This window comes from Actinokineospora auranticolor (assembly GCF_002934265.1).
Taxonomy (GTDB): domain Bacteria; phylum Actinomycetota; class Actinomycetes; order Mycobacteriales; family Pseudonocardiaceae; genus Actinokineospora; species Actinokineospora auranticolor.
Map to the genome: position 1 here is coordinate 377,428 of NZ_PTIX01000006.1, position 19,256 is coordinate 396,683.

The 19,256-nt window shown below is 72.4% G+C and carries 21 protein-coding genes; 10 read left to right on the plus strand and 11 right to left on the minus strand.

Annotation, left to right across the window (positions count from 1 at the left end):
- Positions 1–340 precede the first annotated feature (340 nt).
- Together CLV40_RS14495 and CLV40_RS14500 are read left to right on the plus strand one after the other, a co-directional pair.
- Positions 341–967 carry a hypothetical protein gene (locus CLV40_RS14495; RefSeq protein ID WP_104479385.1) on the plus strand — a complete coding sequence of 209 codons (627 nt, stop codon included), beginning with the start codon at positions 341–343 and terminating at the stop codon, positions 965–967.
- An 8-nt stretch (positions 968–975) separates the two neighbouring features.
- On the plus strand, positions 976–1,638 hold the full coding sequence (locus CLV40_RS14500) for an SDR family oxidoreductase (RefSeq protein ID WP_104479386.1): 663 nt from the start codon (positions 976–978) through the stop codon (positions 1,636–1,638).
- Here CLV40_RS14500 and CLV40_RS14505 read toward each other — a convergent pair.
- Positions 1,602–2,927, minus strand: a complete 1,326-nt coding sequence (locus CLV40_RS14505) for a D-arabinono-1,4-lactone oxidase (protein WP_104479387.1) — start codon at positions 2,925–2,927, stop codon at positions 1,602–1,604. The genes CLV40_RS14500 and CLV40_RS14505 overlap by 37 nt on opposite strands.
- A gap of 73 nt (positions 2,928–3,000) precedes the next feature.
- Between CLV40_RS14505 and CLV40_RS14510 the strand changes: the two genes are divergently transcribed.
- Complete coding sequence (locus tag CLV40_RS14510) at positions 3,001–4,209, plus strand: amino acid deaminase/aldolase (RefSeq protein WP_181043510.1); 1,209 nt, start codon at positions 3,001–3,003, stop codon at positions 4,207–4,209.
- Here the strand turns inward: CLV40_RS14510 and CLV40_RS14515 are convergent.
- From CLV40_RS14515 to CLV40_RS14525, 3 genes are all read right to left on the minus strand, one after another.
- Positions 4,206–4,874, minus strand: coding sequence for a TetR/AcrR family transcriptional regulator (locus CLV40_RS14515; RefSeq protein WP_181043496.1), 669 nt, complete (start codon positions 4,872–4,874; stop codon positions 4,206–4,208). The genes CLV40_RS14510 and CLV40_RS14515 overlap by 4 nt on opposite strands.
- A gap of 254 nt (positions 4,875–5,128) precedes the next feature.
- Positions 5,129–5,491 (minus strand): hypothetical protein, encoded by a 363-nt coding sequence (locus CLV40_RS14520; RefSeq protein ID WP_104479389.1) that lies wholly within the window; start codon positions 5,489–5,491, stop codon positions 5,129–5,131.
- A gap of 13 nt (positions 5,492–5,504) precedes the next feature.
- The gene (locus tag CLV40_RS14525; RefSeq protein WP_104479390.1) at positions 5,505–5,837 is read right to left on the minus strand and encodes a hypothetical protein; all 333 of its coding nucleotides are present in this window, start codon (positions 5,835–5,837) and stop codon (positions 5,505–5,507) included.
- Between the two features lie 216 nt (positions 5,838–6,053).
- On the opposite strand from CLV40_RS14525, the gene CLV40_RS14530 reads away from it, so the two are divergent.
- The 3 genes from CLV40_RS14530 (at position 6,054) to CLV40_RS14540 (ending at position 8,805) form a co-directional block, all read left to right on the plus strand.
- Positions 6,054–7,424: an NsdA family TPR-like regulatory protein gene (locus CLV40_RS14530; RefSeq protein WP_104479391.1), complete on the plus strand. Its 1,371-nt coding sequence runs from the start codon at positions 6,054–6,056 to the stop codon at positions 7,422–7,424.
- A gap of 40 nt (positions 7,425–7,464) precedes the next feature.
- A complete protein-coding gene (locus CLV40_RS14535; RefSeq protein WP_104479466.1) occupies positions 7,465–8,355 on the plus strand; it encodes a phosphotransferase enzyme family protein in 891 nt (296 codons plus the stop codon).
- A gap of 141 nt (positions 8,356–8,496) precedes the next feature.
- Positions 8,497–8,805: a hypothetical protein gene (locus tag CLV40_RS14540; RefSeq protein ID WP_245931284.1), complete on the plus strand. Its 309-nt coding sequence runs from the start codon at positions 8,497–8,499 to the stop codon at positions 8,803–8,805.
- A 214-nt stretch (positions 8,806–9,019) separates the two neighbouring features.
- On the opposite strand, the gene CLV40_RS14545 is transcribed toward CLV40_RS14540, so the two are convergent.
- The 5 genes from CLV40_RS14545 to CLV40_RS14565 form a co-directional block, all read right to left on the minus strand.
- Positions 9,020–10,039, minus strand: a complete 1,020-nt coding sequence (locus CLV40_RS14545) for a CopD family protein (protein ID WP_104479392.1) — start codon at positions 10,037–10,039, stop codon at positions 9,020–9,022.
- On the minus strand, positions 10,036–10,581 hold the full coding sequence (locus CLV40_RS14550) for a copper resistance CopC family protein (protein WP_104479393.1): 546 nt from the start codon (positions 10,579–10,581) through the stop codon (positions 10,036–10,038). Before CLV40_RS14550 ends, CLV40_RS14545 begins: the two co-directional genes overlap by 4 nt.
- A 4-nt stretch (positions 10,582–10,585) precedes the next feature.
- Positions 10,586–11,350 carry a YcnI family copper-binding membrane protein gene (locus tag CLV40_RS14555; protein ID WP_104479394.1) on the minus strand — a complete coding sequence of 255 codons (765 nt, stop codon included), beginning with the start codon at positions 11,348–11,350 and terminating at the stop codon, positions 10,586–10,588.
- A gap of 62 nt (positions 11,351–11,412) precedes the next feature.
- Positions 11,413–11,967, minus strand: coding sequence for a hypothetical protein (locus CLV40_RS14560; RefSeq protein WP_146108034.1), 555 nt, complete (start codon positions 11,965–11,967; stop codon positions 11,413–11,415).
- A 78-nt stretch (positions 11,968–12,045) separates the two neighbouring features.
- The gene (locus CLV40_RS14565) at positions 12,046–12,513 is read right to left on the minus strand and encodes a DUF6474 family protein (protein ID WP_104479396.1); all 468 of its coding nucleotides are present in this window, start codon (positions 12,511–12,513) and stop codon (positions 12,046–12,048) included.
- Between the two features lie 110 nt (positions 12,514–12,623).
- On the opposite strand from CLV40_RS14565, the gene CLV40_RS14570 reads away from it, so the two are divergent.
- From CLV40_RS14570 to CLV40_RS14580, 3 genes are all read left to right on the plus strand, one after another.
- Complete coding sequence (locus CLV40_RS14570; protein WP_181043511.1) at positions 12,624–14,276, plus strand: TM0106 family RecB-like putative nuclease; 1,653 nt, start codon at positions 12,624–12,626, stop codon at positions 14,274–14,276.
- A 74-nt stretch (positions 14,277–14,350) separates the two neighbouring features.
- Positions 14,351–15,436, plus strand: a complete 1,086-nt coding sequence (locus CLV40_RS14575) for an S-(hydroxymethyl)mycothiol dehydrogenase (RefSeq protein ID WP_104479398.1) — start codon at positions 14,351–14,353, stop codon at positions 15,434–15,436.
- Positions 15,436–16,062 carry an MBL fold metallo-hydrolase gene (locus CLV40_RS14580; protein ID WP_104479399.1) on the plus strand — a complete coding sequence of 209 codons (627 nt, stop codon included), beginning with the start codon at positions 15,436–15,438 and terminating at the stop codon, positions 16,060–16,062. Before CLV40_RS14575 ends, CLV40_RS14580 begins: the two co-directional genes overlap by 1 nt.
- Positions 16,063–16,692: 630 nt before the next feature.
- Here CLV40_RS14580 and CLV40_RS14585 read toward each other — a convergent pair.
- Entirely contained in the window at positions 16,693–17,232 is a 540-nt protein-coding gene (locus tag CLV40_RS14585; RefSeq protein WP_104479400.1) for a DUF1697 domain-containing protein, read from the minus strand.
- Positions 17,229–18,176: an oxidoreductase gene (locus tag CLV40_RS14590; RefSeq protein WP_104479401.1), complete on the minus strand. Its 948-nt coding sequence runs from the start codon at positions 18,174–18,176 to the stop codon at positions 17,229–17,231. Before CLV40_RS14590 ends, CLV40_RS14585 begins: the two co-directional genes overlap by 4 nt.
- 99 nt (positions 18,177–18,275) lie before the next feature.
- Here CLV40_RS14590 and CLV40_RS14595 point away from each other — a divergent pair, with 99 nt between their 5' ends.
- Complete coding sequence (locus CLV40_RS14595; protein WP_104479402.1) at positions 18,276–19,238, plus strand: aldo/keto reductase; 963 nt, start codon at positions 18,276–18,278, stop codon at positions 19,236–19,238.
- Positions 19,239–19,256: the final 18 nt, after the last annotated feature.

Genomic DNA, 19,256 nt, shown 5'->3' on the forward strand with positions numbered 1-19,256 from the left:
TAGTCATTCCTGCTCATCACACGGATGGGTATGCGCTGGGCCGGGTGGGGAACTTCCGGTCGCGGATGTGCGTTGAGGAAGCACGGGGGGACTGTGGGTGAGGGGCGCTCAGTACCGGTTGTCGTTGAGTCACCCGGACGGCCGCACAGCCGGGCCGAAGTCTGATTACCGGTCGTCGACCGGTCACCGACCGCTCGGCGCCGCCGGTCGCACGGGAGGGTTTGGACTCTCTTGGACCGTTGTGCCCGCCTGGTACTCAGTTGAAGTACCAATCGACACCTCGAAGATACGGCGCGCTCCCGACGCGGCGGCCTCGCGGTGGAAGAGAAGGGCGGAGTTCGTGACCGGCATCCCAGGGCGCACAGCGGTAAGCGAGAGTCTCAAGGCGCTGCCTGCGCAGCTCACGCCGCCGGTCGAACTGCCCGCGGGGGTGCACGAGCTGGCGGTCGCCGCGGCGGACGCGCTGGGCTGGGCGGGCACGGTGCTGCCCGAGATGACGCTGCACGGGCGGCGCGTGTGCCTGGTGGCCGACCTCAAGGCCGACGTGCACGCCGAGCGGATCTGCCTCGGTCAGGAGCCGGTGACCGACCGGGCCAGTGTGTCCACCTGGGCCTGGCCCGAGCTGAACGGCCGGGTGCCGGAGCCCGCGGTGCGCATCGTCGGCGCCATCTCGGTGGCCCGGCACTGGCGCACCGGCCTGGCCAACGCCGTGCCGTTCCTGCGCTACGGCGACGCCGCGGTGGTCCTGCCGACCTCCGCCGTGCTGACCCACGACTACCTGGCCAACTGCCTGCCCCGGGCCCGCGCCTACGGCGTCGCGGTGCTCAGCGCCGAACCGGACGCGGCCGTCGAGCTGGACCTGCCGGGCCGCCAGGACCGGGCTTTCCCCGAGGTGGACGCGCTTTACCGCTGGGTGAGCGAACTGGCCTACGACCAGATCCTCGACACCACCACCGTCGGCTCCTGACCGGGCACATGCGACTGGTCATCGCGGGCGGGCACGGCAAGATCGCGCTGCTGCTCACCGAGCTCGCCGCCGGGCGCGGTGACGCGGTCGTCGGCGTCGTGCGCAATCCCGACCACGTCGAGGATGTGCGCGCGGCGGGTGGTGACGCGGTGGTGCTCGACCTCGAGGAAGCCGACGCCGAGCAGGTCGCGGCGGTGCTCGCCGGTGCGGACGCGGTGGTCTTCGCCGCGGGAGCCGGGCCGGGCAGCGGGGCCGCGCGCAAGGACACCGTCGACCGCGCGGCGGCGGTGCTGGTGGCCGACGCGGCGGTGGTCGCCGGGGTGCGCCGGCTGGTGCAGGTCAGCGGGATGGGCCTCGACCGGGTGGTCGAGGACGACGTGTTCGCTGCCTACCTCCGCGCGAAAGACGCGGCGGAGCGGGATTTGCGCGACCGCGACCCCGAGAGTCTCGAGTGGACGATCGTCCGACCCGGACGGCTCAGCGACGACCACCCGACCGGACGCGTCCTGGTGGGTGACTCCGTCCCCTACGGCGTGGTCCCCAGGGCGGACGTCGCCGCGGTGCTCCTCGCGGTTCTCGACGAGCCCGCGACGATCGGCCGCACGCTCGAACTCATCGGTGGCGACACCCCGGTTCAGGCCGCGATCTCGCCGAGAACCCTGTCGCAGTAAGGGTTCCGGAACCGGCCCTCGGGGTCCACTTCGGACCGGATCCGGGTGAAGTCGGCGAACCTCGGATACCGGGCGCGCAACGCCTCCGCGTCGAGCGTGTGCATCTTCCCCCAGTGCGGTCGCCCGCCCACTGCTCCGACGACCGACTCGAACAGGTCGAAGTACGCGCGGTACGGCATCCCCCGGTACTGGTGGATGGCGATGTAGGCGGAGTCGCGGTCGTGCGCGGTGGAGAGCCAGATGTCGTCGCGGGCGGCGACCCGGACCTCCACCGGGAACATCACCGGGTCGGCCAGTGCGGGCACCCGGGCGCGCAGTTCGGCGAGCACCACACCGAGCGATTCGCGCGGGATCGCGTACTCGGACTCGACGAACCGCACCCGCCTGCTGGTCACGAAAACCCGGTGCGACACATCGCTGTAGGAACGGGGCGACAACACCGACGCGGAGATCCTGTTCAACGGCCGAACCAAATTCGGCACCGTGCGGCCGATCCGGCACATCGCGCCGAACGCGCCGTTCTCCAGGACCTCGTACTCGAAGAATCGGCGGACCCGGCCGAGCGGTGCGGGAATCGCCCCTTCCGGGGCGCGGTTGTTGCGCTTGGTCAACGCCTTGGCGCCGTAGGGGAACCAGTAGAACTCGAAGTGGTCGTTTTCCGCGCAGTTCCGGTCGAGTTCGGCGAGCACCCGGTCCAGCGGTTCCGGGCGTTCCTCGGCCAGCAGCACGAAGGCCGGTTCGGTGCGCAGCGTCACGGTGCTGATCACCCCCAGCGCGCCGAGGCCGACCCGGGCAGCGGCGAACAGCTCCGGTCGCTCGGTGGCCGAGCACCGGACGAGCGAGCCGTCGGCCAGCACCAGTTCCATGGCGCTGATCTGGGTGGCGATGCCGCCGAGCCGGGCGCCCGTGCCGTGGGTGCCGGTGGAGATGGCGCCGGAGATGGTCTGCGCGTCGATGTCGCCGAGGTTGGCCATCGCCCGGCCGCGCCGGTCGAGTTCGGTGTTGAGCGCGGCGAGCGTGGTGCCCGCGCGGACGGTGACCTCGCCGGTTCCGGCGTCGGCCGCGGCGATCCCCGTCCACCCCGACAGGTCGAGCGCCACCCCGTGCGCCGCGCCGACCGCGGTGAACGAGTGGCCGCTGCCCCTGGCCCGCACCGGCAGTCCGCGCGCGCCCGCGTCGGTGACCGCCGCGGCGATCTCCTCGGGGCCGCGCGGGGTGCGCACCTCGACCGCCGTCGCGGTCTCGGTACCCGCCCAGTTCTGCCAGGTCCTACGGGGTGCGACTGCCATGGGGGCCTCCTTGCCGGAACCTTAGGTGAATGGAATTCACATCTCAACACCCGTGCCGTACCGTGGTGGGGTGCTGCCGCCCCGTGATCGACTCGACCTGGCGACCAAGGACCTCGACCCGCCGGTGGCCGTGGTCGACCTCGACGCCTTCGACCGCAACGCGGCGGACCTCGTGCGCCGCGCGGCGGGCAGACCGATCCGGGTCGCGAGCAAGTCGGTGCGCTGCCGCCGGTTGGTCGAGCGCGTGCTGCGCCGGGACGGCTTCGAAGGGGTCATGAGCTACGCCCTGCCGGAAGCGTTGTGGCTGACCAGGACCTGGGCGGGTACCGATCTCGCGGACACCGACATCCTGGTCGCCTACCCGACCGCCGACCACTCGGCGCTGCGCGCGCTGGCCGCCGACGACAACGCGCGGCGGCTGGTCTCGCTCGTCGTGGACTCGGTCGAGCACCTCGACCTCGTCGACGCCGCGCTCGGCGCCGACCACCCGGAGATCCGGGTGTGCCTGGAACTCGACGTGTCGTGGCGGCCGGTCCTCGGCAACTCCCGCGTGCACATCGGCGCGCGCCGGTCGCCGGTGTTCACCGCGCGGCAGGCGTCCCGCCTCGCCGAGGTGATCGCCGCGCGCCCGGGCTTCCGGCTCGTCGGCCTGATGGGGTACGAGGGCCAGATCGCGGGCATGGGTGACAACCCGGCGAACCCGGTGCTGGGCGCGGTTCTGCGCTGGGTGCAACGGGGATCGGCACGGGAGTTGGTGCGCAGGCGCGCCGCCGCGGTGCGCGCGGTGTCGACGCGCGCACCGCTGGAGTTCGTCAACGGTGGCGGCACCGGCAGCATCGAGGTGACCGGTGCGGACCCATCGGTCACCGAGATCGCCGCCGGTTCGGGGTTGATCGGCCCCGCGCTGTTCGACCGCTACACGCGGTTCCACCCGGAGCCCGCCGTGCTGTTCGCCGTCCCCGTGGTGCGCAAGCCCGCGCGGGGCGTGGCGACCCTGTTCGGCGGCGGCTACATCGCCTCGGGTCCCGCGGGCCGCGACCGGTTGCCCCAGCCCCACCTACCGGAAGGCCTGGCGCTGCTGGGGATGGAGGGCGCGGGCGAGGTGCAGACCCCGGTGACCGGACCGGCCGCGGCCGAGCTCCGCGTCGGCGACCGGGTCTGGTTCCGGCACGCCAAGGCGGGTGAGCCTGCCGAGCGGTTCACCGAGTACCACCTCGTCGAGGGGGACCGGGTGGTCGACGTGGCCCCCACCTACCGCGGTGAGGGCCACACCTTCGGCTAGCTCGGCGAGGTCTGCACGCGCGCGGCCTCCATCTGGCCGGACAGGTAGCCGCGCACCACCATCTTCGCCTCGGCGATCACCGTCTCCTCGGGGAACAGCTTGCGCCGGAAGGCCAGGTTCAGGATGCCGTCGGCGATCTCGTTGGCCACCGCCACCGGCAACCGGATCTCCTCGAAGGCGATGTCGAAGCGCTCGGCCAGGAACGAGGCCAGCTTCTCCGCGATGACGGTGTTGTTGTCCCGCTCGCCGTCGATCAGCCGCAGGTCGACCACGTCGCCGAAGCGGATCCGGCTGAACCCGGCCACCTCGCGGTACATCCGCACGTAGCTGTCGAAGATCAGGTCGGCGCCGTCCCACCAGTTCGCCAGGTGCGCCTCGTCGAGCCTGCGGCTGATCTCGGTCATGAACTGGTCGAGGTTGCGCTGGGTCAGCGCCTGCACGACCGCGCGCTTGTCCGGGAAGAACTGGTACAGGGAGCCAACCGCGACCCCGGCCCGCTCGGCGATGAGCGTCGTGGTGACGCCGTCGTAGCCGAGTTCGTCGACCAGCTCCGCGCAGGCCTCAAGCATCCGCTGCACCCGCTTGGCGCTGCGCTGCTGCACGGGCTGACGGCGGAGTGGGGTAGGGCTGGCCACAGCGTCTCCTCCTGGTCGCTGACGTTTCATCTTGCTCGTCCAACGACTGAAAGAGACGCACGAAGCGGTCCGAGGGCCACTTCGCGGAAGGATTTTCACAGATTACCTCGCGGTAACCGGGGAGTGGTGCCGCGGACCGGTGCCGGTCGGGGACTGGCGAGAAGCACATCAACACCGGCCCGCGGAGTCTTGGCAGGTCAACCGGTTCCCGGCCGGTCGACCTGAGGTCGACGGCCCGGGTTCCGCGAACGTCCGGGGGAACGGCGGAACCCGGGCCGCCTGCTCTAGCGGGCCCCCGCGATGAGGCGCCGCGACTTCCGGGACCCCGACTCGGCGCGGCCCTCACGGCCGCGGCGCGGGGTGTGTTGCGGGGCGAGGCCCCCGGCGACGAGGTGTTCGTAGGCGGCCCGCCACACCGAGCACGGCGCCTTCTGCTGCCGCCACCGGCTGGAGCACACCGGGCAGTTGCCCCGGTCGTCCGGCTCGTGCGCGGCGAGCATGGCCCGCCAGCCCTCGGTCAGTCGGGGGAGTTCCGACCGCGCTACCGACAGCAGCGACGGGGCGTCCGCCCGGTTGGCCAGTTCGGTGAGCATGTCCAGTCGTTCCCACACGGCACTGCGCAGGACCTGGCCGAGTATCTCGTCCACCTCAACGTCACCGTTACCTTTCCGCCTGCTCGGCGGCTTCTTGGAGCGCGTTGCGCAGTTGGACCAGTTGCCCGGCCGTCAGCACCGCCGTCTCCCCGGGTGGCCCGACCAGGACCACCTTGTTCTTCTCCACGAGCACGGTGAGGCACCGGTCGCGGTTGATCACGTCACCGCAGGCGATCCGCCAGACCCGGCGTTCGCCGACCGCGCCGTGCAGCCCGTCGCGCAGGCCGGTGTGGAAGTCCCCCCGCAGGTCGCGGGGCTCGGAGCGCGGGTCACTGCTCGTGGTTGGCCGGGGCACGGACCGCGTCGCCACCGGGCTCGGGGCCGACCGAAGCAGTTCCACGTTCTCGGTTTCCCTCCGTGCTCGTACGCTTACCACGAACTACATTGATGCGTGAGGAACGGGATTGGAGCGTCACAGCGCCGATCGGCGGCCGTTTCACGGTGAGCGGTCAGGGAAGTTCGGTCGGACCGATCAGGTTCGCCGAACGACCCTTCTCGCCTCCTGTGAAGTGCGCTTACTCTGCGTTTGACGCCCGGCAGACGGTGAGGGGGCGGAATGAACTCCATCGGATCTGGGAGTTCTCCCATTTCTTCGGACACGTGGGAGGAACCCGAGATGCGGGCCGCGCTCGCCGCGCGGGAGGTCAGTTCCGTGTATCGGCTGCTCCGCCGCACTGGCGTGTCGCAGCGCCAGATCGCGGCGATGACCGGCCAGTCGCAGTCCGAGGTGTCGGAGATCCTCAAGGGACGTCAGGTCATGGCCTATGACGTCCTGGCCAGGATCGCCGACGGGCTGGGTGTCCCAAGGGGATACATGGGTCTCGCCTACGACGAGGTCACCGCTGTTCGGGTGGCGGTGACGCGCGAGGCGTCACAGCCTGAGGAGAGCGAAGAGGTGAAGCGTCGGGAGTTCCTGGCACACGCGGCCGCCGTCACGGTGGGCGCGAACGTGCTCGGCAGCAACTCCGGGTCGTGGGTCGCCAACCCTGTCCAGACCCCCGCGCCCGGTCGGATCGGCATGACCGACGTGCGCCAGGTGGAAGCCGCGACCAGAGCGCTGCGGTCGCTGGACTACCAGTACGGCGGCGGCTTCTGCCGCGACGCCGTGGTCGCGCAACTGTCCTGGGGCCAACAGATGCTCGGCGCGTCCGGGCCGGAGCACGTCAAGCAACGCCTGCACGTCGCCCTCGCCGACCTGCACAACCTCGCCGGGTGGACCTCGTTCGACATCGGCCTGACCGATTCCGCGCGCAACCACTTCGGCAAGGCGCTGGAGCTGGCGAAGGCGGGCAAGAGCGAGCCGCTGGTCGCGAACATCCTCTACCGGATGGGCCGCGTCTACCTGCACAAGGAGTCGCCGGACGACGCGCTCAAGATGTTCCAGCTCGGTCAGATCGCCGCCCAGGAGTCCGGTTCCGAGCTGGCCGTCGCGGTCATCTGCGCGAACCAGGCGTGGGCGTACGCGCTGATGGGGCACAAGGAGCAGACCATGAAGCTCATCGGCCGCACCCGCGACGAGTTCGCCCGCGCGGACCACACCAAGGCCGAGGACTGGGTCAAGTTCTTCAACGAGACCGACGTCTACGCGATGATCGGCACCGTGCACACGGTCCTGGCCCAGACCACGGACCCGACGCACACCAAGTTCGCCATCCCCGCGCTGACCAAGGCCATCGACTCCTACGACGACGAGTTCGCCCGCAGCCGGGCGTTCAACCTCAGCGCGCTGGCCACCAACCACATGCTGGAGGGCGACATCGACCACGCCGCCCGGATCGGCCGCGCCGCGGTCGAGATGGCCGAGACGCTGAAGTCGACCCGGGTCAAGGACCGGCTCAAGCCCCTGCTCGTCGAGGCGACCAAGCGGCGCAACAACGCCGACGCGCGCGACCTGGCCGAGCAGATAACCAATCTCAGCGTGGCCTGACCGGGCGCCCCCGGTGGCCGTCACGGGCAAGGGGCACGCGATGGCCACCGAGGGGTTGTTCACCAGGGCGAACCTGCGCACGGCGCTGGCCGCGGTCGGCGCCGTGATCGGTGTCGACCCGGCAGGCGCGCGGCTGCTGCGCTTCACCAACAACGCCGTGTTCCTCATGGCCCGCGCGCCGGTCGTGGTGCGCATCGTCGGTTCGGTCGCGCTGCGGCACCGGGTGGACAAGGTGGTCCGGGTCGCCCGGTGGTTCGCCGAGAACGACGTGCCCGCCGTGCGGCTGACCAGCGGCGTCGCGCAGCCGGTCTTCGTCGGTGACTACGCGGCGACCGTGTGGGACGCCATCCCGGAGTTCGACACCCCGCCCCGCGCCGCCGACCTGGCCCGGCTGCTGGGGCTGGTGCACTCGCTGCCCCCGCCGCTGCTGCCCGAGTGGAACCCGCTCGACGACGTCCGCAGGCGCTTGGGCGAGGCGGAGGGCCTCGACGGCGAGGAGCTGGCCTTCCTGCGGGCCAAGTGCGACGAGGTCGACCAGCGGTTGGCCGGTCTGGAGTTCGCCCTGCCCCGCGGCCTGGTGCACGGCGACGCGCACCTGGGCAACCTGATCCCGGCGGCGGGGGGCCCGGTGCTGTGCGACTTCGACTCCAGCTGCCTGGGCCCGCCGGAGTGGGACCTGACGCCGCTGGCCGTGGGGGTCAGCCGGTTCGGCGAACCGGCTGACCGCTACCGCGAGCTGGCCGACGGCTACGGCTTCGACGTCACCCGATGGGCTGGCTTCGCGGTGCTGCGGGAGGTCCGCGAGCTGAAGCTGATCACCAGTGTGCTGCCGATCATGAACAGCAGCCCGGAGGTCCGACCTGAGCTGCTCAGACGCCTCCGGGACTTCCGGGTGGGCAACACCTCGGCGCGCTGGTCGCGTTACCGCTAGCCGGTGGTTTTCCCACTTATGGCGGTATCGCCGCGGGTAACGGACTGCGCATTGTGAACGACGCCAGTTGCACCGGGACGTCGGACTGCGCCTTTGCGGTCCGTGCCCCGGCCCGAACTACCTTCCGTGACGAGGTGGCCAGTGACCGGTTTCCCGCGCATCGCGCTCCGGCTCAGTGGGCGTGCGCGCCGTGCCGTGACGACCGCGGACATCCTGGACCGGGCTGTGGACAACCAGTTGCCCGCGCTCGACCGCCTGCCCGCCGACGCCCGCCGCCGGGCGGCCGACCACCTCGCCGAGCTGGCCCTGCTGGCCGAGGCCTACCGGCAGTACGCCCGCGGGCGGATCACCAAGCGTGAGCTGCACCGCCGCGGCCGACAGGCCACGGCCCGGCTGACCGAACTCCGGCTCACGCGACTGGCCGCCGCGCACCTCACCGAGCGGGACTGACCGTTCACCGTTGGCCCGTTCGGGTTACCCCGGCCGCTGTTCCGGTTGTCCGCGCAAACCCCTCGCACGACGAACGGCACCCCGCTGCGACGAACGCGTGCCGGTGTCCGGTGCCTGTGGATAACCCGCCAGAATTGTCCACAGCTGTGGACAACTCGGTTCTCCCGCTGGTTGGGACCGGCTCCCGGCGGCACCCGGTGTGCTAGGGGCGGGCTCAGCTGACCGGGGCGCGGGTGAGGATCACGGCGAAGCCGAAGGCCAGGCCCATGATCGACAGCTCGATGCCCGCCAGGGTGACCAGCGCGGTGGTGCGCAGCGCCGCGATGGCGGGCATCAGCCGCCAGCGGATCGTGCCGCCGACCACGGCCAGCGCACCGAGGCAGCCTGTCTTGAGCAGCAGCAGCAGGCCGTAACCGGTGGTGAACAGGCCCGACCAGAGCGAGTGCGTCGGGTTGACCAGCAGCTCGACGATCCCGTTGAACAGCCCGGTCACCGCGACCACGACCAGGCAGACCGTGGCGAGCTTCGAGAACCGGGGGATCGCCTGGGCCAGCAGCGTGCGGTTCGCCGCGAGCAGCACCACGAGCGCGCCGAGGCCGCCCGTCCAGGCCGCCGAGCCGAGCACGTGCAGCTCCATGGAGATCATCGTGAAGTCGTGCCAGCGCCAGTTCGTCGCGTGCCCGGTGACCGGCAGCGGCAGCAGCGCGAACAGCGCCACCGCCGCGCGCAGTTCGGCGGGCACCGACTCGCCCACCCGCACCGACCACAGCGACAGCGCGAAGCTGAGCAGGGCGAACACCGCGACGAACAGCAGCGCCTTGCCCGCGCCGACCGTGCGGATGTAGTCCAGGACCGCGCCCGCCGACACGTTGTCGCCGGGGCGCAGTTCCGCGGTTTGCAGCACGAGCGCGACCAGGGCCGTCACGGCCCACACCAGCGCGCTCGACATCGCCACCCGCCGCGCGCCCGCCAGCACCGGCTCGGCGAGCTTGGGCCGGTCGAAGCCGACCAGCAGGGGCAGCAGGCAGAGCCCGACCGTGACGACCGCCGCCATGTCCAGCAGCACCCGCACGACCGGCAGACCGACCCGGACCACCGCCCCCGGCTCGGGCAGGCCCGGCACCGGCTGGACCGTCACGATCGCCAGGCCGATGAGCACACCGACCAGCGAGGAGACGACCAGCAGCGCCGCGGGCCCGCCGCGGGTGGGGGAGGTGGTCCGGGTCCCGGTCACGGCGCGGAGCCGCCGACCCGGACGGCGAGCAGGATGCCCGCGCCGAGCAGCACGACCGCGCCGACGATCCACACCCACACGGGCAGGCCGCCGTCGTCACCGCCACCCGTCTGACCTGCCGCCGTCGCGGTCGCGTCGGCGGGCGCCGGGGTGCCGTTGCCCGCGGTGGTCAGCGTGAACTTCAGCTCGCCGCTCACCGAGTGGCCGTCGGCGGACAGGATCCGGTAGCCGACCCGGTACTCGCCCGCCGGGCCCAGCGGCCGGACGGGCACGGAGACGACGTTGCTGCGCACCGCCGCCTTGCCGTCCTGCCACTGACCCTTGCCGTCCGGGCCGAGCACCACGATCGAGTTGAGGTTCGCACCCGCCTGCACCGGCTGGTCGAACGTCAGCTCGACGGTGCCGGGTCCGGCGTCGACCACGGCCTTGTCCGCGGGGTTGCTGGAGATCAACTGGTTGTGCGCCAGCGCGGGACCCGCCAGACCGACGAGGGCCAGCAGCGAGACCGCCAGCGCGGCGGTGAGACGGGCGACGGAGCGCATGCGCTTACCGACCCGCCTTCGAGGCGGCGACCGCCTTGCGCGCGCGCAGCGTGGCGCCCGCGCCGAGGCCGAGGCCCAGCGCGCCGACGACCAGGCCCGCGCCACCCAGCCAGCGGGCGGTGCTGTCCGACGACGCCGCGGCCGGGGCGGCGGCGGCGGGCTTGTCGTTGCTCGTCTGCGCGGCCGGGGCGGTCGCGGCGCCGTGGTCGTCGGCGCCCTCCTTGCTCAGCTTGATGACCGGCGCCGGGTGCTCCGGCTCCTCCGCGCCCTCGGCGACCGGCGGGGCGTCCCACTTGACGACCTTGCCGTTCTCGTAGGTCTGGGTCGCGGGGAGCACCAGCTGGTCGGTCTCGGGCATGGCGCCACCGGAAACGGCGAACTCGAGGAACTCGCCGGGGGCGATGCGGGTGCCGGGGGCGGCGGTCCAGGTGATCGTGCTGACCGCCTCGGTGATCTCCGCGCCGTGCGACGTGATCGGCTTGGCGAGCTTGCCCTTGACGACCGCGGCGGTCCAGCCCGGGATGGGGGTGGTGCGCAGCGAGGCGATCGGGTGGTCCGCCGGGAAGCTGACCTCGAGCTTGGTGGTGCCCGCGGTGGCGTCCTCGTTGGGCACCCGGAAGGTGATCTTGGTGTAGCCGCCCTGCACGGCGGGCTCGCCGATGACCTTGGCGGTGACGTGGGCGGACGCGACACCGGTGCCGAGCAGGACGGCCGCGCCGGTGGCGGCGAACAGCGCGCAGGCGCGCGCGGCGATGCGAGAGGTAGACATGGGGAGTTCTCCTGAGGAACGCGGGTTTGACCGGGTTGGGAGACCCGGTTGGAGGCGTGGTTTCAGGAGGTCAGGGGTGGTCCGCGGCGGGCGCAGACCTCGCGCAGCACGACGGCCAGCAGGTGGCCCGCGTGCTCGCCGACCCGTGCGGGGGTCGGGCGCGTCGTAGTGGGGGCGGGGGCGTCGGCCAGTGGTCGGATGAGCCCGGTGAACACCCGGCCCAGCGCGGCCAGCGCGGTGTCCGCGCCGGTCAGCAGCAGCGCGCTGACGACGGTGGCCACGACGTGCGTGGCGAGCATCAGCAGGCCGTTGACCGTGGCGGTGCCGTGCGCGTGGTCGTGCCCGGACGGCGGCAGGACGTCGGTGAGCAGCACGTGCAGGCCGTACTGGCTGGCCCCGAGCAGGGCCAGCGTGGTGAGCAGGCCGTGCCGCCGGTCGGCGATGGCGGTGCCCGCCCAGCCGACCAGCGCGGTGAGCGCGAGGGTGACCGCGGTGTCCGGTACCCCGCCGCCCGCCATGCCGTGCGCCGACACCGCCAGCGCCGCGGTGGTCCCGCCGAGCAGGACTCCCCGCAGCACGCGCTGGGCGCGGCGGGGGGTCACTCGTCCGGGGGGCACAGCCCCATAGCGTAGGTCCCGGTGTCCAGTGGCCTCGACCACAGTCCGCCTGGAAGCACCTGATCAGACGCGGGCGGATCAGCCGCCGTCGACGCCCAGTGCCGCCAGCAGGCGTTCCTCCACCCGGTCCAACTCCGCCGACACGGCCCGGTGCGCGGCCCGCCTGCGCGGGGTCGGCATGCGCTCGGCGGCGCGCACCGCGGCGGCCAGCTTGCGCAGTGTGGACTCCGCCCCGTCGGCGAACGCGCGGTCGTCCGGTGTCGCCTCCGCCCGGCCGCGCAGCTCGGTCAGACCGGTGGCCGCGCCCGCGATCCGGGCGTGCAGCGCGCCGCCCCGGCCGCTGTAGTCGCCGAGGTCGTCCACCGCGACGCCGAGCCTGCGCGCCCGGTGCCGGTCCCACCGGTCGCGCACCACCGCCGCGGTCTTGACCAGGTAGGGCGTGACCACCGGGAGCACGGCCGGGGCGAGGACCTTCGCCACCGCCACGGCGTTCTTCGCCTTGCTCGGGGTGAATCGCGGCGACTCCGCCGCCTTCTTCCGCGCCATGGGGAAAACCTACTTGCGGTGATCGGCGCGGGCACGGTGACCACGCCCATCCGGGCCCGATGCGGCATTTGGGCCATACCGCGCCAGGATTGTCGCCGAACGCAATTAAGCTGCGGTGTGTGACTACAACGGTGCTCCTCGACGCCGGCGTGGTGAGCCGCTGCAGGCGTCGTGTGCACCTGGAGCACGACCAGGCCATGCGCGACGCCCCGCGCGGCGCCCCCGACCCCACCGCCGAGCTGCGCAAGGCCGACGCGGCCGCGCACCGGCGGGCCATCGCCGACCGGCTGGCCACCCGCTTCGGCGACCAGTGGTACGAGGTGCCGGTGGGGCCCGAGCGGCGCGCGAGCGAGCGCGAGGCGGACACCCTCGCGGCGATGGCGGCGGGCGCGGGCTACATCTGGGCCGCCCAGCTGCCCCGCGACGTGGACGCGGGCAGGCGCGGCACGATCGACCTGCTGGTCCGCACGACCGCCGGGTACGTGCCGGTGCTGGTCGTGCGGCACAAGGTCACCGACCCGGGTTCGGGCGCGCGCACCGCGCCGCTGACCGACCTGGCCGTCGTGGGCGGCACCCCGGACCAGACCCGCAAGATCCGGCCCCAGCCGCGCGACCAGCTGCGGCTCGCGCACGCCCGCAGGCTGCTGCAGGCCGCCGGGTACGCCGACGAGCGCACCTCCCTCGCGGGGGTCGTCGGCATGGACGGCGACGTCGTCGTCTGGCACGACCTGGAGGCCCCGACCTGGCCGGGCGGGCGCACCGCGCTGGCCGAGTACGACTCCCGCTTCGCCGACCGGGTCGCGGTCGCCACGGCCGCCGCGACGGGCGCGCCCGCGCTGGCCGAGCCGTCCCGGGTCGTCGAGTGCCGCGGCTGCCCGTGGTGGCCGGTGTGCGAGGACGCGCTGGTGCGCGCGCGGGACGTGAGCCTGGTCGTGCGCGGCGAGGACGCGGGCATGCTGCGCGCGGCGGGCGTCACCACGGTCGACGACCTGGCGCTGGTGGACCCGGACGAGCTGGACGTGCCGCTGCTGGTCGGCATGCCCGCGGCGGACGCCGTCGGGCTGGCCCGCGCGTGGCTGGCCGACCTGGCGGTGGTGCGGCGCAGCGAGCACGTCGAGGTGCCGCGCGCGGACGTCGAGGTGGACGTCGACATGGAGAGCTTCGGCGACGCGGGCGCGTACCTGTGGGGCGTGCTGCTCTCCGGCGTCGACATCGGCGAGCCGCGCGGCTACCGGGCGTTCGCCACCTGGGACCCGCTGCCCACCGATGACGAGGCCCGCTCCTTCGCCGAGTTCTGGGGCTGGCTCAGCGGGGTCCGGCGCGCGGCGGCCGAGCGCGGACTGACCTTCCGCGCTTACTGCTACAACGAGCTCGCCGAGAACCGCTGGCTGCTGGCGTCGGTGAAGCGCTTCGGCGAGCACCCCGGCATCCCGCGCAGGCGCGAGGTGCTCCAGTTCATCGAGTCCGACCAGTGGGTCGACCTGTTCGGCAGCGTCCGCGACCACTTCCTGTGCTCGCACGGCAAGGGGCTCAAGACGATCGCCCCGGTCGCCGGGTTCTCCTGGCGCGACCCGGAGGCGGGCGGCGAGAACTCCATGCGCTGGTACCGCGACGCGGTCGGCATGGACGGCGGCGTGCCGGACGAGCGGCAGCGCAAGCGGTTGCTGGAGTACAACGAGGACGATGTGCTCGCCACGGCCGCGCTGCGCCGGTGGATGACTTCCCCTGCGGTCAACGAGATCCCGTACGTCGGGGATCTCTGACCACTCGCACGCGTAGCCCGACTCGCATACGGTGGCACGCGAAGCGTTCCACCGCCGCAGTTGGGAGCAAGTGCATGCCGCAGAAGGTCCGGGGCGTCGTCGCCCGCGCCAAGGGGCAGCCGGTCAGCGTCGAGACGATCGTGGTGCCCGACCCGGGGCCCGGCGAGGCCGTGGTGCGGGTGCGGACCTGCGGGGTGTGCCACACCGACCTGCACTACCGCGAGGGCGGCATCAACGACGAGTTCCCGTTCCTGCTCGGCCACGAGGCCGCGGGTGTCGTGGAATCGGTGGGGGAGGGCGTCACCGACGTGGCGCCCGGCGACTTCGTGATCCTGAACTGGCGCGCGGTGTGCGGCACGTGCCGGGCGTGCCTGAAGGGCAAGCCCTGGTACTGCTTCAACACCCACAACGCGGCGCAGCCGATGACTCTCGAGGACGGCACGAAGTTGTCGCCCGCACTGGGGATCGGGGCGTTCGCGGAGAAGACGCTCGTACACAGTGGACAGTGCACGAAGGTCGATCCCTCGGCGTCGCCGACCGCCGTGGGCCTGCTGGGGTGCGGTGTGATGGCGGGGATCGGCGCGGCGATCAACACCGGTGCGGTGAGCCGGGGCGACAGCGTGGCGGTGATCGGGTGCGGCGGTGTCGGCGACGCGGCCATCGCGGGCGCGCGGCTGGCGGGCGCGACGACGATCATCGGTGTGGACGTCGACGACCGGAAACTGGAGTGGGCCAAGGGGATCGGCGCCACGCACACGGTGAACGCGAAGTCGGGCGACCCGGTCGAGGCCATCCGCGAGCTGACCGGCGGCTTCGGCGCGGACGTGGTGATCGACGCCGTGGGGCGCCCGGAGACGTGGAAGCAGGCCTTCTACGCGCGCGACCTCGCGGGCACGGTCGTGCTGGTGGGCGTGCCGACCCCGGACATGCGGGTCGAGATGCCGCTCATCGACTTCTTCGCGCGCGGTGGCTCGCTGAAGTCCAGCTGGTACGGCGACTGCCTGCCGTCGCGCGACTTCCCGTACCTGGTCGACCTGTACCGGCAGGGCAGGCTCGACCTCGACGCCTTCGTCTCCGAGACGATCTCGCTGGACCAGGTCGAGGAGTCCTTCACCCGCATGCACCACGGCGACGTCCTGCGCTCGGTGGTGGTCTTCTGATGGCGGCCCGCGTGGACCACGTCGTCACCTCGGGCACCTTCAGCCTCGACGGCGGCACCTGGGACGTGGACAACAACGTGTGGCTCGTCGGTGACGACCAGGAGGTCATCATCATCGACGCGGCCCACGACCCCGACGAGATCCTCGCCGCCGCCGACGGACGACGGGTCGTGGCCATCGTGTGCACGCACGCCCACGACGACCACATCAACGCGGCAGCGGACCTCGCCACCGCCACCGACGCCCTGGTCTACCTCCACCCCGCCGACGAGCCCCTCTGGCGGCAGGTCTACCCGGACGCCGACTACCAGCCCCTGCACGACGGCCACGAGTTCGAGGTGGCGGGCACCTTCCTCCAGGTGATCCACACCCCGGGCCACGCCCCCGGCGCGGTCTGCCTGTACGCCCCCCAGCTGAACGCCCTGTTCAGCGGCGACACCCTGTTCGCGGGCGGCCCCGGCGCCACCGGCCGCTCCTTCAGCGACTTCCCCACCATCATCGACTCGATCCGAGACCGCCTCCTGACCCTCCCCGCGGACACGGTCGTGCACACCGGCCACGGCGACGCCACCTCGATCGGCGCCGAATCCCCCCACCTCGACGACTGGATCAAGCGCGGCCACTGACCCCGCCCGGGCGGGCCGCGAGCCCTCAGTCCACGCCTTCGCGCCCGCCCGGCCCGGTCTCGTACTCCCCGCCCGGTCCTCCAGGTCGATGCCCTGACGCCGCCGCCCGCCCGGCCCTTGTCTCCCACTCCCGCCCCGGCAGTTGTCCACAGGCTTGATCATCTTCTCCGCGAACTGTCCGCCCCGCCCGGTAGAATGGTCATCGGGGGCCGGCGGCATGCCGAAGATCATCACCGTGCCTGGCACACCTCCCGGCCGTGCTGCTCGAAGCAGGCGCACCCAAGCCTCGCCGACCGGCTTCCGGTATGGCCTGGTCGTTTCCGGCCGACCCCCGGTGCGCCCCAGCGTCGATCAACAGCCCGCACCTCACGGACGGAGCCACTTGCGCTGGGCAATTCAGCCCGGCCAGCGGGTCAGCCGCCACCCGACCGCCGCGCCCACCCCGATCGCCGCAGGCACCACGTGCGCGACCTCGCGCGGATCTCGACCTCCAGCCGGTCGCCCGCCAGACCGGTCCGAGCACCCTCGCCCCGGTTGTCCACAGACTTGATCGTCTTCGCCCGGTTCTGTCGGTGCGCACCGGTAAGCCGGATTCCGGGGGCCGGAGGCATCAGCCAGCCCCGCCCGGGCTCAGCTCCCGTTGACCATCGCGGCCAGCTTCGTCGTGGTGTTCCAGTTGCGGCCGGTCAGCGCGACCCCCCACTTCCGCTCCACGAACTGCGTCAGGTTCGGCGCTTCCGAAACCCCGTCCGGGCACCACTGGTAGATCACCCCGTCGCCCACCCGGATGCGCCCGGGGTCCAGTGCCGCCGGGTCGTGCGCCGCCACCACCTCCGGCGGCGGCATCTCCGACAGGAACGCCGCCACCATCTTCGACCCGTTGTCCGCGATGTCCCGGAACGGGTGCCCCGCCAACACCCCGTCCAGCTCCGCCCCCGTGCGGATCACGCACCGCGTGTCGAGGCCGAAGCGGATGGACAGCTCCGTCTCCATCCGCTCCCGCACCTCCTTGGCGGACTCGTCGGTCGTGAACACCGCGTTCCCGCTCTGCAGCAGGGTCCGCACGTCCTCGTACTCCATCTCGACCAGCATGTCGCGCAGGTCGGCCATGGGGAGCTTGCTGCGCCCGCCGACGTTCACGGCGCGCAGCAGGGCGGCGTAGGTGATCACCGGGCGCCCAGGCCGAAGGTCAGCCCGGTCAGCTCCTCGCTGGTGTCCCACAGCCGCTTGGCCAGTTCGCGGTCCCGCGCGGCCTCCAGCGGCTCCACCACCGTCGGGTGGCCCTTCTGCTCGCGGCGCCCGTCCGGTCCGATGAACTGGCCGCTCTCGGCGTTCGGCGAGGTCGCGGCGAACAGCTGGGGGAGCGCGCCCATGGTCACGTCCTGGGCCATGAACCGGGTCGACACCTTCAGCGCCAGCTTGGCCACGCCGGTCGGGCCGTTGGACTGCAGGTTGGTCGCCGAGTAGCCGGGGTGCGCCAGGATGCTCGCGACGGCGATCCCGTTGGCCCGCAGGCGGCGGTGCAGCTCCAGGCCGAAGACGACGTTGGCCAGCTTCGACTGCGCGTAGTAGCCCGCCCGCGAGTACTTGTGCTCGCCGTGCAGGTCGTCGAAGTGGATGCGGCCCCGCCGGTGCAGGAACGAGCTGACGGTGACCACGCGCGGGTCGGGCGCCTCTTTGAGCACGTCGAGCAGCCGGGCGGTCAGCGCGAAGTGGCCGAGGTGGTTGACCGCGAACTGCGACTCGAAGCCCTGCGCGCTCAGGGTGCGCGGCGGCATCATCACGCCCGCGTTGTTGACCAGCGCGTCCAGCTCGCGGATGCCCGCCGCGAACACCTCGACGGTGTCCAGGTCGGCCAGGTCGAGCAGGCGGGACTCGACGCTCGCCTCGGCGTGCTCGGCCGTGATCCGCTCGACCGCGTCGCGGCCCTTCTCGGGGTCGCGCGCGGTCAGGATGACGTGGCCGCCGTGCGCGGCCAGCTGCTTCGCGGTTTCGAACCCGAGACCGCTGTTACCGCCGGTCACCACGTACGTCCGGCCGGTGAGGTCGGGGATGTCGGCGGCGGTCCAACCGGGGGACGCCGCCCCCGGATCAGCCGCTGGTGTCTCACTCATGCGCACAGCCTGCCCTACCGCCGTCCCCCACACCGGGCGTGGCGTGCGTTACCACTGATCTCTGGATCACACGGCTTCTCCCGCCCTATCGTCGTCCGTGTGGAACTCCGTCACCTCGGCGAGTCCGGACTGGTGGTCAGTGCGGTCGGCCTGGGCTGCAACAACCTCGGCAGGCCGGGCACGGCCGCCGAGTCGCTGGCGGGTTCCCGCGACCTGGTCGGTTCCGCCCTGGACGCGGGCGTGTCGATGTTCGACGTCGCCGACGTGTACGGGGCGCCGCGCGGGCGCAGCGAGGAGCTGCTGGGCCAGGCCTTGGCGGGCAGGCGCGACCGGGCGGTGATCGCCACCAAGTTCGGCCTCGACATGCAGGGCAGCAACGGCCCCGACTTCGGCGCCCGCGGTTCCCGCCGCTACCTGCGGCTGGCCGCCGAGGCGTCGCTGCGCAGGCTCGGCACCGACTGGATCGACCTGTACCAGCTGCACCGCCCCGACCCGGGCACCCCGCTGGTGGAGACCCTGTCCGCCCTCGACGACCTGGTGCGCGACGGCCTGGTCCGCTACGCCGGGGTGTGCAACCTGGCCGCCTGGCAGATCGCCGACGTCGCCTGGACGACCCGCACCGAGAAGGTCGAGCCGATGGTGTCGGTGCAGGCCCACTACTCGCTGCTGGACCGGGAGGTGGAGCGCGAGGTGCTGCCCGCCGCGGCCCGGTTCTCGATGAGCGTGCTGCCGTACTTCCCGCTGGCCAACGGGCTGCTGACCGGCAAGTACGCGCGCGCCGCCGCGCCGCCGGAGGGCAGCAGGCTCGCGGGCAGGCAGCGGATGCTCGCCGACGCGCCGTGGGACCGGATCGAGAAGCTGCGCGCCCTCGCCGACGAGCGCGGCATCAGCATGACCACGCTGGCCATCGGTTGGCTGGCCGCCCAGCCCGCGGTGGGTTCGGTGATCGCCGGGGCCACCACGGCCGACCAGATCCGGGAGAACGCGAAAGCCGCCGCCTGGCGGCCGACGGCGGAGGACCTGGTGGCCATCGACGAGATCTGCCCGCCCAGGCGCCGCTGAGCTGAACGAGCGTTAACC

Excerpts from the sequence above, each read along its gene's own strand:
- CLV40_RS14500 (WP_104479386.1), top strand. The coding sequence starts at position 976 with ATGCGACTGGTCATCGCGGGCGGGCACGGCAAGATCGCGCTGCTGCTC.
- CLV40_RS14505 (WP_104479387.1), bottom strand. The coding sequence starts at position 2,927 with ATGGCAGTCGCACCCCGTAGGACCTGGCAGAACTGGGCGGGTACCGAG.
- CLV40_RS14515 (WP_181043496.1), bottom strand. The coding sequence starts at position 4,874 with ATGAAACGTCAGCGACCAGGAGGAGACGCTGTGGCCAGCCCTACCCCA.
- CLV40_RS14530 (WP_104479391.1), top strand. The coding sequence starts at position 6,054 with ATGAACTCCATCGGATCTGGGAGTTCTCCCATTTCTTCGGACACGTGG.
- CLV40_RS14535 (WP_104479466.1), top strand. The coding sequence starts at position 7,465 with ATGGCCACCGAGGGGTTGTTCACCAGGGCGAACCTGCGCACGGCGCTG.
- CLV40_RS14550 (WP_104479393.1), bottom strand. The coding sequence starts at position 10,581 with ATGCGCTCCGTCGCCCGTCTCACCGCCGCGCTGGCGGTCTCGCTGCTG.
- CLV40_RS14555 (WP_104479394.1), bottom strand. The coding sequence starts at position 11,350 with ATGTCTACCTCTCGCATCGCCGCGCGCGCCTGCGCGCTGTTCGCCGCC.
- CLV40_RS14565 (WP_104479396.1), bottom strand. The coding sequence starts at position 12,513 with ATGGCGCGGAAGAAGGCGGCGGAGTCGCCGCGATTCACCCCGAGCAAG.
- CLV40_RS14575 (WP_104479398.1), top strand. The coding sequence starts at position 14,351 with ATGCCGCAGAAGGTCCGGGGCGTCGTCGCCCGCGCCAAGGGGCAGCCG.
- CLV40_RS14580 (WP_104479399.1), top strand. The coding sequence starts at position 15,436 with ATGGCGGCCCGCGTGGACCACGTCGTCACCTCGGGCACCTTCAGCCTC.
- CLV40_RS14590 (WP_104479401.1), bottom strand. The coding sequence starts at position 18,176 with ATGAGTGAGACACCAGCGGCTGATCCGGGGGCGGCGTCCCCCGGTTGG.